This is a genomic window from Phycisphaerae bacterium (genome assembly GCA_035384605.1).
Taxonomy (GTDB): domain Bacteria; phylum Planctomycetota; class Phycisphaerae; order UBA1845; family PWPN01; genus JAUCQB01.
Genome location: DAOOIV010000057.1, coordinates 1 through 12,224, shown reverse-complemented (window position 1 = coordinate 12,224; position 12,224 = coordinate 1). Strand labels below are relative to the sequence as shown.

Sequence of the window (12,224 nt, the reverse complement as noted above, 5' to 3'; positions counted from 1 at the left end):
AGGTCTTGTATCCTCTTTCCGGGCCGCTTTCAAGATCCTCTGCGGATTGGTATGCCAGCCCGGATGTACCCATGCGAGGCCTCCGAGAATCTTGGGGGTTCCGCGCCACGGCCATGCGTTTGTTCACGGCGCCGCCTTCGTCTCCCTCCATACTTGTTCAATCCGCTGCTTGAGCGCTTCTTGCGATTTCTCGTAGGACGCCAGCGTTTTTTCCAGGCCCTCCAGCAGTCGCGTTGCCGTGTCCAGGTAGGATTTCTCGGCGGCCGCTTGCGACTTGTCGGGCAAGGGAGCGAGCTTGCCGGCTTCCTTCAACTTGCGTCGTTCCAGGATGACCGCCGCGCACTCGGCGGCGAGTCGGGCATGGGCCGCCTCGTAATCCGCCGGCACCTGCTCCCGCAGCACACGATCATGAAATGACTGCAGCCTGGCCAGCCGCGGGGCGAGCTTGCCGAGTTCAGGATCATCGACCGAGATCGCAGGCCAGGGACTGCCGATTTCCGCCGGGCCGGGGCCCGGCGGCCGGCTGACGTTTCCAAGCTCGATGTGAATGAACGAGGTTTCCTGAACCGCCCCGTACGGCAACATCACTGATTCGGCGTCGAAGTTGTCGTAGGCCCGGCCGTCGAGCCGCACGCCGGTTACCGGCCCTCTGCCCGAAATCGAAAGAAACAGCCGCGACTTGCCGAAGCGAATCGGGAACTTCTGCTCCAGGAACGTAATGCCCGGGGGAATATGCGGCACCAGCCGCAACCCCTCCGCGGTGTACAAGTATTCGAACAGCCCGCGAACCATGGCGGCCGCCGGGCCGAACGTGTCGTAGCAGATGTTGATCGGCTCGCCCGGCTGGTAGACGTTGTCGCCGAAATCGACCAGGGGGTTATCCATTCGGAAAGTCCGCGCGAACTTCATGAGCTGCCTCATCGACCTGAGAATGTCGTCGTGGCGGCCCAACCGGTAGTAGGCCATGATCATGCGGGCTTCGCACGTCGACCAGTGGCCGCCGTTGACCCAGCGGCCGAATTCCCAGAGCCCCTTCGGCTGCTCATACATGTCGTCGAGGGAGGGGAAATTGGGTATCACAAAAGCATGCGGGCGAAGGCCGGGGATGGAGGCAATCTTCGCGTAGATCCGCTCGGCCTGCGGCTTGTCCACTACCCGGAACGCAATCGCGTCGTGGTTGGGCGAGGTCTCGAAGTATCCGTGCCTGCTCGCTCCGAAGACGCCGTGGCGCGTGCCGTCGGGGTCGAGGCTCTTGATGAAGTATCCCTCGTCGGTGGTCAACCGCGGCAGGCCTTCGCGGGCCAGCTCGCGCCGCTCGGCATACAGCTTCGCCTTGTCGGAAAACGCCGCCAGTTTCTCAAGTTCGATCAGGCGATCCAGGGCTGCGATATAGGTGATCGACAGACCCGCGAGGTACGCCTTGTCGTATGTGCCGTCGGGTTTCTTCCAGCCCGCGTAGCTCGGTGCCAGCAGGTTTCCGGCCGGGCCCGCCAGGAACAGATTGTTTTTCGGGTCGCGTCGCGACTCGATGAAGTTCGCACTCCGTTCCAGCTTCGGCAGATACTTGGCGATTGCCTCCGGGTCGCGGCTGATCAGCAGCAGCTCGGCCTGCATCAGCACGCCGGCGGCGGTGAATTCCATGCCCCAGTCATGGATGTCCACACGGCCGTCGCCCTGCTTGGCGACAAACCATCCCGGGCTGGCGGCATCGCACAGGCAGCCATCCGGCGGAACCCAGTCGAACTTCGGCCCGCTGCCCATCTGGAACGGCCGGACGGTCTTGCCGTCGCCCATCTGGTCGAACCACAGGTCCTGCGAGTTCTGAAGGAACGTGGTCATCGGCTCGATGTAGAACGGCAGAGCGCAGTACGTCGTGCCATAGCTGTTCTGAATCCACCACGCTCCCCAAGTCGGCCCTTCGACCAGACCGTTCCACGCCGGCGTGTACAGCATCGCCATGTTCTGGAACTCGGGGTCGGGGTCAAACATCCGCCGGGCAACGTCCAGCATTTCGAGATATTCCACGTCGCCGCTGCCGGCAAAGTACTTGCCGGAAAAGGAATGGGACGCCAGACTCGGCATGACCGTGGCAAGACTGACGCTCAGCAAAGCTGTCGTGACGGTGATTCTCTGATGAGTGAACATGTCACGTCTCCGTAAGTGCTACTGGCGGCACGACTATACCGACGGGCGGGTCGTAAATCGAGCGAGAATGTGCCGGCGTGTTCAAGTATCATCGAAGTTGCATGGACGGTGTTTTCATCCGAGGGTCGCGGAAGAATATCGGACCGTCGGGATCTGCCGGCGGGCGCCGACGACAATCCGATCGCAGGCTGGACTGATCTCGGCACGTTCGACGGACCATGGAATAGCGGCGACCGGAGTATCCATGCCCGTACGGGCCCGGAGTGGGTCGGCTCGATCACCAACCGTACGGATGGGAAGAAGGACGTCAGCTATTGCGAAGGATCGCGATCGCGCCTTGAAGGCTGAGAGAACAGGTCTCTCCTGGCCATCAGTCCGAAGGCTCCGCCCGTGTGGATGAAGACCGGGGTTTCGTCGGGTCGCAGGCCGCCGTTGCGGATGGTGGCCAGCATGCCGGTCATGGCCTTGCCGGTGTACACCGGATCGAGGAGCATTCCTTCGCTTCGAGCGACCGAGCGGATGGTTTCGACCTCCTCGGGGTAGGGGATCGCGTATCCCTCGCCGATGAAGCCGTCGATCAGGTCGATCGGTGTGTCGGCCTCGCGCAGCCCGAGGTCGAACCGCTCGTTGGTCTGTCGCTCGAGCTTGCGGATGTCTTCGCTGAGAATCTCGACGTTGTCGCTGACCGGTATGCCCCTGATCCGCCAGTTGCGACAACCCAGCAGGGCACGGCCGATGCTCAGGCCGGTATAGGTGCCGACCGAGCTGACGGCGCAGAAGATCGCCAGCGGCGTATCTCGGCCGATCTGCTCGACAAGCTCGGCAACACACCGAATGTACCCCCAGCAGCCGAGCGGGATTGACGCTCCGACCGGAAAGAAGTACGGCCGGCGCCCGGCCCGGCGCTCGGCCTCCATGGCCGCCTCGATCATCTCGCTGCGGCGCCCATTGTACTCATCGGGATGGTGAATGCTCACGTCGGCGCCGAACAGGCGATCAAGGAACAGATTCCCGTCGTCGGCGGGGTGAGGATCTGCGGACCGCAGCAGCAGCCGAACGCGCAGGCCCAGGCTCGCACCGGCCGCCGCGGTCGCACGGCAATGGTTGGATTGAAAACCGCCGTGCGTGACCAGGGTGTTTGCACCGGAGGCAATCGCATCCGCGAGAATGTATTCGAGTTTGCGGATCTTGTTGCCGCTCAGCTCGAAGCCGGTCTGGTCGTCTCGCTTGACGAGCAAACGCGAAATTCCGATCTGCCGCGCGGTGTTCTTGAGTTCCGTCACCGGCGTCGGAATCCGGGCCAGGCTCAGCCGTTCCGGCTCCTTGGGGTGCAGTCTCTCGTGCGTCGCCATTCACTTGTTCTCCACACTGACTTGCGTCACGCTGCCGTCCATTCCGGCCACGTAGGCACGGCCATTCTTGTCCAAAGCGACGCCGGCCATGACGTGCAGTTGCGGCGTCGCCTGGTATTGCCAGAGCAGCTTGCCGTCGTCGGCATCCAGTGCAACCAGCAGCCCGCGGTTTGAGCAGGCGTAAACGCGGCCGTCTGCTTCCACCGGCGGGACCGGGAATCGGCCCATGAGCACTTCGTCGTTTTTCCATATCCGCTTGCCCAAACCATCATAGCGGCTGACGCCTTTGGCCAAACCGCGAGCATAAAAGCCTTTCTTGTCGGCCGTCAGGCCGATGGCCGCGATTCCTTCGCTGATTTCAGCATGGTATTCGCCGGTGAGCGAATACGATCCCAGTCGATAATCCCGGTCACACACGAACAGGCGGTCGCCGACGATGATCGGCGAGCAGTCGGCCGGAGCGTAGTAACGCGATTTCGAGGCCGCCTCTGAACGATTGCCGGCCGGACCCGGCTTCTTCCAGATGAGATTGCCCTCGGCGGCGTCGATGCAGTACACCAGCCCGTCCCAGGCGCCAAAATACAGCCGGCCGTCACGGAGCAGCAGCGATTGCTCGATGCTGAAGGTCGCGTGGCGTTTCGACCACAGGCTCTGCCCCGACTTGCGATCGATCGCATGGACAAAACCCTCGAGGTCGCCGACGTACACGCGAGCCTGATCAACAGCCGGCGTGCCATAGACGACGTTGCCCGGCGCGGGCGGCTTCCATTGCCACACCGGTTTGCCCTTCGCGCTGATCGCGTATACGCCTTTCTCGGCCGCGCCGATGTAGAGAACGTCGCCGGCCTGCGCAGGAGGGTGAAGAATTTCCGACCCGACGTCGAGCAGCCGAGTGATCGTGGGCACGGGCTCCTTGAAAGATACCCTGACGACCTCGCCCGTGGTGGTACAAACGACCGCTTCCTGATCAGCGGCGAGCGGCGTCGCCTTAACGCCGGCCGCCAATTGCGCCACCCGACCGACCGGCCCGGTGCTTTTGCCCTTGTAGGTGAATTCACACGCCCGATCAAGTTGATAAGGGCCCATGTCGGCCATCACGCGAACAAAGTGTACCCCGGGCGGCAGGAAGCCGGCCGGCAGGCTTCCGGAGAACGTGCCTGCCTGATTGTCGCCCTTGAGCGCGACACCACCTTGGTCGTCGCCGTTGATGCAGGCGGTGACCGATTGGGGTTGTCCTCCGCTGATCCGAACACGCACCGGCACCCCGGCTGTGCGAATCATCGGCCGGTTGTCACCTTTACGCGGAGGCAATTGAAACTCGAGTTGCGCCTTGTCAGCCGGGGCGATGGGCTTCTCGATCAGAAGTGCCATCGGCTTGCTCGAATCGTGGAACCGGTATGTGGAACGAAGCACGCCGTTCATGACGGAGATGATTCCGTATCCGGTGTTCGGACCGTAGGTCGAGCCGCCCATGACACTGTCGATCGTGCCCCATCTCTCATGTCGTGCCCCGTGGCCGTGGCCCATGAGCAGCAGAACCACGTTCCGGCTTCCCAGCAGCTCGATGAGTCGAAGCTGCTCGTAAGGCTTGGCGAACTCGGTGCTGGACAGCGGGTGGTGGCACAGGACAAACACCGGAGTGGTCTTCGAGACTTTCTTGAGGTCGTCGGCCAGCCAGGTGAGCGTACGCTGTTCGATGGTCGGCACCGGCTCTTGCGGGGTGGCCGTGTTGATGAACGCGAAGTGGCAGCCGAACCGATCAAAAGAATAGTGGTCGCCGCAGTGCCTTTGACGCATGATTCTCTGGATGGCCGTCCAGGTATTGTCGTGGTTGCCGGGGGTGATGTACCAGGGGATGCTCAGGGGCTTGAAAAGATCCTCGACAACGCCCCAGGTCTCGTTGATGACCCCGTACTCGGTGATGTCTCCGGTGGCCACCAGGAACGACGGCGGGGGCGTCCGCATGTTGAGCGGCCCGAGCACCTGCGGCTTGGCCGCCTCGTCGCAGACCCAGGCGATTCCTGCCGCGCTCAGACGAGCGGCGTCCTCTTTGCCGGTGCCCAGGGGTACGGGCGAGACGTGCATGTCAGAGATGTGCAGGAAACAGAAGTCCTGCACGGTACCGTCTGCCGCCACGGCCGAAGCCAGGACTGCGGCCGGCGTCAAAGCAGCCGCTACCAGCATCCATTTGAAGACTCGCGAACAATGTCGAACGTGCATCATCATTCCTCGACGCAAACGGGAAACGCCGGATCATGCTAGGGGACGCGCAGTCTGCTTTCCAGCGGGGCGGCCGACTCCCACCACCCCGGGCGCGAACGCTATGGATTGAGGCAGTCCGGGTCGCCCGGTACGCCGGGCCCGCTGAAGCAGCCGGCGAAGAGTTGCATGTCGTCGTAATCGACATCGCTGTCGCCGTCGAGCTTGGCGCCTTGGCAATCAGGGGCGTTCTGGGGAACGGTCGCGCCGCTGAGACAATTCTGCATTCGGGCGAAATCGACTTGATCCACATCGTAGTCGCCGTCGAAATCGCCCGGTACCGGCGGCGGCACAACGGTCAGATTGATTGTTATCGTCAGCGGGGTGTTGCTGGCCTTGGGATCTGAAACGGTAATCATACCGGTATATTCCCCGGCCGGCAGGCCTGCGGTGCTGTAATCAATCGCGATCGTGTCTTCCTCACCGCTGCTGGTGCCGTAAGAAGGCGAAACGCTCAGCCAGGAGGAATCGTCGTTGATCTGATAGTTGACAGGACCGTAAGTTGGCCAATTGAATGCCGACACGGTGAAGGTCTCGTCGGCCAACTCGCCTCCGTAGCCAACCGACCTTGTGAGCACGATCGACGTACCCGATCCATTGAGCACCAACTGCGGGGCCAGCGAACCCAGTGTGATGTCGTATTGTCTGACTTCCCCGGCGACAGCTTTGGCTCCCGTGTAGCTCCCCGACGGAAGCCCGGACTTGGTGACCGAGATGTTGTAAGACGTTCCGGAACCGGTGGCCGGCAACAGCGTCACCACGTAGTAACCGTTGGCATCCGTCTTGCTGACAGGACGCGAGCCCACCGTCACGGATGCATCGTCCACCGGCAGAGAAGTCGCACTGTCCACGATTCGACCCCAGATGGTGCCGTCGGTCGCCGTGGCCGGGTTGCGCCAAGGCATCCCAGGGATCGCAACCGGCGAGGTGAACAGATTGGCGGCCACGTAGGGGTACCAGGACCAGTCGTTGGCCCAGGGATCCTGGGTAGGCGATTCGCAGACGCCTTCGGTCGCCGTGGTCGCGTAGTAGGAGTAGCTGGCGGTTCCGTCACTTCCCTGGTTGAGGGCATAGGCCAGTTGTGTGATGCTGTTGGGCATGATGTTCAGGTAACCGGCCTGACCACAGAAGACATGGCGGCCGTTCTTCCAACTGACCGAGGCGTTGACCCAGTTCCGATACCACTGCGCCTGATCCGTACAGTGTTCTCGCTTGTAGTTCATCGGTATGGTGGCGTCCAGCCAGGCCATTTCCTGCCAGTACTTCCAGTTTTGGAAATAAGTGTAGGCGGTACTCGATGCGAAGTTGCCTGTGTAGTTGCCGGCGGCCAGTACATCGGCGGTCAATCGCACCGGTTGTCTCGAACTGGGCATGTTCGGGATCTCGGCACGACAGCGCCGCACGAGTTCATCGATGGTTCTGCGACGGAACGTGCACCATGACGAGTCGCTGGTCGACGGCACGTCGCTGCGGTTGTATATCCGCTGGAAGCGTTTGAGGCCCGAGTAATAGTAGTTGCTGTCGGCCGGATAGCCGCCGTCGGTCTGAGTGTACCGAATGTAATCCCAGTTGATGCCGTCGATCGGGTAATTCGTCACCAGCTCGCGCACGATTTCGATCAGGTAGTTCTGCACGTCGGGCGAGCCCGGATCCAGGCAGTAGGCATCGCCGATTGGACTGGGGCCGCCCCCGGTGTCGGCTCGCTCCACCATGATCCATTCGGGGTGCGAGGTGAGTATGCTGTTGCCGCTCGGCGGCCAACTCGTGCTGACCCGATATGTGACCAGCCAGGCGTGCACCTCGATGCCCTGAGCATGGGCCTGCTGGCACAGGTAGGCCAGCGGATCGAAGTCGCTCTCGCTGATGTCAGCGGCCTTGGGCACGTACTGTGAATTCCAGTACGCTCCATGCCCGGTGCCGCCCGTGTCCTGGTAAGCCAGCACTTCGGCGATGATGGCATTGTAGTTGCCCTGAACCGCGTAGCCGACCAGTTGGTCGACCTGCGACGCGTTCTTGTACCCAATGTGAAAGGCATCCGCCCAGGTGCCTCTGAAGGAACTCTGGCCGAAGGCGACCACGCCTCCAAGGCCCAGAACACCGCACACGGACAACGCAAGCCGGGTTTTGACCTCGGTCCTGACACTGCTTCTCTTCATGATTCACTCGCCGCCTCCGGACAGCCCGCCGGTTCACGGATTTCCACCCATATGACGGTCTGCAACCGGAACGGCCTCCTCCGCACTAAAGAATTCTACGCGCACCTACTGTCCGATTCAACGCTTACCGCTCTCGTTCTCGGACCGAATCCGCCCCATTCAGTCGGCGCAGGTGCGATCCGCCTGCACGTCTGGTCCCTGCATGCATTCCAGCAAGACAGCGACATCGTCCTGAGCCACGTCTGAATCGCCGTCCAACTCGGCCCGCGCACGCGCCTCGTCGTTCTGCGAAACCTGCGACCCGCTGAAACGGGCCTGCTCTCGCTCACACCTGGGCGACCGATTCTCGCTCGACGAGATCGACGTCGACGACAACGTGGGGGTAGATCCGGCGCCGGTCTCGCCGTGCCGTGCCGCCTTCGATTCGCTTCTCGAGCAGGTCAACCGCCGCTTCTCCGATATCAGCCGTTCGTTGTGAAACGAACGTGATCGGCGGCCGCATCGCCTGGGTGATCTCCGATTCATCGAATCCCACCACGGAAACGTCCTGAGGAATCCTCAAACCCAGCTCGCGACAGGCCTCATATACGCCCCAGGCCGTGTACGGATCCACCGCGAAGATCGCCACTGGCGGCCGCGTCTGCTTCAGAACCGGCAGCATCGCGGTGTACCCCCCCAGCCAGCGGCGGTGTTGCTCGAAGGCGCTCGCCTGCAACTGCAAGTCGAGCCAGACCTTCCATTCGGGCCTCGGGGTGATTCCCCTTTCGATCAGGGCCCGCTCGTATCCTTGGATGCGGGACGCGATCGAGGAAACCAGCGGTGGGGGCGTCAGCATCAGCACTTGTCGATGCCCGTGATCCAGCAGGTGCTTTGTTGCCATGTACGCGCCTTGTGCGTGGTCTGACTCGACCAGATCAGCCTGCAGCCCGGCCGGAATGCGGTCGACGATAACCAGCGGATACCCCGTCTGCTGTAGCCCGAATAGCGCCCCGACGCACGAGTTGTCTCCCCACGTCGGCAAGACCATCGCGCCTTCCGAGCCCGAATCAGGCAGCCGCCTCATGTTGCGTTTCTCGATCTCCACCTCATGCTGAGCGTCGAGGATCTGCACCGTCCATCCCCGCTTCTGGCAGGCCCGCTCGACACCCCGGGCAATGCCCATCTCGAAGGCGCTGGCCAGATCACTGGCGGCGAAGGCGAGCATCCGCTGGGCGCTGACGCGACCCGGGGCGCGGGGCCGGACAAACGCCCCAACGCCGGGTATGCGGTAAACGTGGCCTTCCAACTCAAGCGCCCGGATCGCCTGACGCACGGTCATCGTGCTGACCTCGAATTCATCCGCGATCTTGCGCAGCGTGGGCAATTTCGAGCCGCCGGCCAACTGACCGGTCTCGACCCGCTTTCGCAGGGCCTCTGCAACCGTCCTGTGCAGAAACTCGGCCGCCCCGGGCATAACCGGGCTGCCAAGGCTCTCCTTCTCGTCCCATTCGAAATCCTGAGCCATACCGCCATGATATCACGGCGCGATAGAAATGCAATAGGCCATAATCCAGAAAACTCTGCTGTATCACGATAGCTCACAGGAACGCCATGCTCTAATCGCGGGAGTTGGCGGGCTTCGGACCGCTCGTTGACGTCGGCACGGGCCCGAGAATAACCATAAGTTGTTATTGGAAAATGGTTTATGTGAATTGTTAAGCATTTTTAGCGCGCAGAGCGGTTTTTTCTATCACAACATGATGATTCCCCCTTGACATGTGACACGCGCTGCGGTAGGCTGTACTCAGCGCTGGGTGAGGTACTAGATTTGCCCTTTGCGGTGTATTTTCGAATTTATGTCCGACAACCCGGCAAGTTGTGCGATAGAATTTCTGAGGGCACCTTTTGTCGTAGGCTTGGCCGTTCATCCAAGTCAAAACGGAGTGCAAAACACGATGAATACCAAAACAAAAGCAGATCGCAGACCTTCGCATGGCATCCAGTCGCGCACTCACGGACGCAACCATCCAGCGGCATTCACCCTCATAGAGGTGCTCGTGGTCGTCGCCATTATCGCATTGCTGATCGCCATCCTCCTGCCGTCGCTGTCCAAAGCCCGCGAGAATGCCCGCTCGGCGATTTGCCTGTCGAACCTTAAACAGATCGGTACCGGCACACACATGTACGTCAACGATACCAAGTCCACTCTCCCGGGGCCTTCGCATTTCTTGATTTACGTGGATACGTTCCGCAAGTGGGTGATGGAGTCGGGTGATCCCCGTGGGCGGGACTGGGCCAAGATGAATCTTTCCATGACCATCGGCCGTTATCTTGGTGACAAGGACGCGAAGAACCTCGATCAGGTGGCGCAATGTCCCAGTGCCGATCGGATCCCCGTAGCGGACTCGAGCGGCCAGGCATGGTACTATCAGTGCAAGGCTTACTATGTCGTGAATACGGTCTCCGGCACGAATACGCGGGGCCTGCGTCCGTATTACGGCACCACGCCGGCCAGTTACTTCGGTAGCATCAATCTTTGGGGGACGGGCACGAACCTCGCAAAACTCTTCGCCGAACTGCCGACGAACCAACGGCCCAAGAAACTGGAGGAGATCCGCAATGCAGCCGCCGAATGGGCCGTGGCCGACGTTTGGTACTGGGAATCCGCCGGCGGCGGACGAGGTGGAGCGTCGCGGGCTTGCGGAACATGGCCGTTCCTGCTCACTGACGGTACGAGCGGATCGGTTTCCAATAACGGAAGGCTGAAGATTCCATCATACCCGTTTCATAATACGACGCGAACGTTTATGGAAGAAGGAACCGATAGGGGAGTCAATACTCCCCGACTGACGGAGGGCAGAACAAACAGCGCGTTTATGGACGGCCACGCCGAGGGCGTGCGCGGATGGAAAGGGACTGTTAACCCTGCCTTTTGATGAGGCTGGGTGTGGACGGTCTTGGAGGGTAAAGCAGGTGAGGGGAAAATGAGTGGGTACTGAGCACCTTCACCGGGACGTGCCACGTGGGCGAACAGGGTCGGAGGTAAGGGAGAGCCCCTGTCACAAATAGGCATATTGCGAGAGGTTGTGGCCCGCTTTGCGTAAAGGCCTGTGCCACGACCTTAAGGCTCCATTGAAGAAGGAGGAGATTGGCGATGAAGGGTAAGTTGCTGTTTGGACTAGTGTTGGCGTGTGCGATAACCGCCAACGGCGCGTTCCTGAGCGAAAACTTCGACTCGGGTGACCAGGACGGCTGGACCATTGCCAACGACAGCGGCGGTCTGGGGTGGGCGGTTGGGCCTTCCCCGAGCGGCGTTCCCGGCGACTTGGCGTGGGTCAGCTACGATGGGTTGATTAGTCGCATTGCCAAGCCGTTCGACGCCGCCGGGTCGGACGTGTTGGTGCTGGAGTATGATTTCTACACCACTTCGACCAGCGCCACCCAGCGGGCATTCGGCGGTCTGGCCGATTGTTCGAATCCGGGCTCGCCCGGTCTGGCCGGCTTGGTTCGCATTGGGACCAGCAACAAAGCGAACTACGACCTGCACTACTATACGACCGCGCTCCAGCAGGTAAGCACGGGTGTTCCGCTTGCCGTGGGCTGGCATCACGTCAAGATCGTGCTTACGTTCGATCCGGCAAATCCGTCGAACACCAAGCTCGATTGGACGCTGGATTCGACCTCGGGAAGCGCCACCGGCGCTATCGCCAAGCCGGCTGTATGGGGCGTGGTGCTCGGTTACAACTATAGCAACGGATCCGGGGGCGATCCCGATACCTCCACATGGTACGACAACGTCATGGTCACCCCGGAACCGGCGGCCTTGATCCTGCTGAGCCTGGGCACCTTGCTGTGCGGGCGGCGTCGTCGGGCGTAAGGCTGGCAACGGATGGAAACTGCGTCAAGCCGGAATCGGGCATCGTTATCGGAAAACGTTTCTTGAAGAACAGCGATGCCCGGTCCGGCCTTGACAGACCGAGACGGGTACAAGAGAGGCTCGCGAACAATCGTGTTCCGAGCCCCACAGAGCAACAGTACGCGGTTGACGCTTGGAGGCCGGTCGTGTGAGGACCTGCCAAGTGGAGGGGCTCTTGCCAACGTGGCAAGCAACTCCCGCGACGCAACACGAAACTGAGGTCGATACGCTGCGCCGGACGTTCCGGTCGCCGACGCAATGTGACAGGTGAGTATATCAAGCACACATAGCGGAAGGAGTGGCAATGCCATGTTCACTATTCGACTAGGCAAGGTAATGCTGTTCGTAGCGGTGATAGCTTGCTGGGCGCTGTCGCCTGCCCGGGGGGCTACTTTCACGATCGATTTCACCGAGACC

The 12,224-nt window shown here is 61.4% G+C and carries 7 protein-coding genes; 2 read left to right on the top strand and 5 right to left on the bottom strand.

The window, feature by feature from the left end; genetic code table 11:
* Window positions 1-123: 123 nt before the first annotated feature.
* The 5 genes from PLL20_13195 to PLL20_13175 all read right to left on the bottom strand — a co-directional run bounded on the left by PLL20_13195 (window position 124) and on the right by PLL20_13175 (window position 9,416).
* Window positions 124-2,145 carry a hypothetical protein gene (locus PLL20_13195; protein HPD30947.1) on the bottom strand — a complete coding sequence of 674 codons (2,022 nt, stop codon included), beginning with the start codon at window positions 2,143-2,145 and terminating at the stop codon, window positions 124-126.
* Window positions 2,146-2,456: 311 nt separating this feature from the next.
* Entirely contained in the window at window positions 2,457-3,497 is a 1,041-nt protein-coding gene (locus tag PLL20_13190; GenBank protein HPD30946.1) for a D-cysteine desulfhydrase family protein, read from the bottom strand.
* Window positions 3,498-5,717, bottom strand: coding sequence for a PQQ-binding-like beta-propeller repeat protein (locus tag PLL20_13185; GenBank protein ID HPD30945.1), 2,220 nt, complete (start codon window positions 5,715-5,717; stop codon window positions 3,498-3,500).
* A gap of 101 nt (window positions 5,718-5,818) precedes the next feature.
* Window positions 5,819-7,912, bottom strand: coding sequence for a family 10 glycosylhydrolase (locus PLL20_13180; protein ID HPD30944.1), 2,094 nt, complete (start codon window positions 7,910-7,912; stop codon window positions 5,819-5,821).
* A 325-nt stretch (window positions 7,913-8,237) separates the two neighbouring features.
* Window positions 8,238-9,416, bottom strand: a complete 1,179-nt coding sequence (locus tag PLL20_13175) for a GntR family transcriptional regulator (GenBank protein ID HPD30943.1) — start codon at window positions 9,414-9,416, stop codon at window positions 8,238-8,240.
* A 430-nt stretch (window positions 9,417-9,846) separates the two neighbouring features.
* On the opposite strand from PLL20_13175, the gene PLL20_13170 reads away from it, so the two are divergent.
* Both PLL20_13170 and PLL20_13165 read left to right on the top strand, forming a co-directional pair.
* A complete protein-coding gene (locus PLL20_13170; protein ID HPD30942.1) occupies window positions 9,847-10,827 on the top strand; it encodes a DUF1559 domain-containing protein in 981 nt (326 codons plus the stop codon).
* A 218-nt stretch (window positions 10,828-11,045) separates the two neighbouring features.
* Window positions 11,046-11,768 carry a PEP-CTERM sorting domain-containing protein gene (locus tag PLL20_13165; protein ID HPD30941.1) on the top strand — a complete coding sequence of 241 codons (723 nt, stop codon included), beginning with the start codon at window positions 11,046-11,048 and terminating at the stop codon, window positions 11,766-11,768.
* Window positions 11,769-12,224 lie beyond the last annotated feature (456 nt).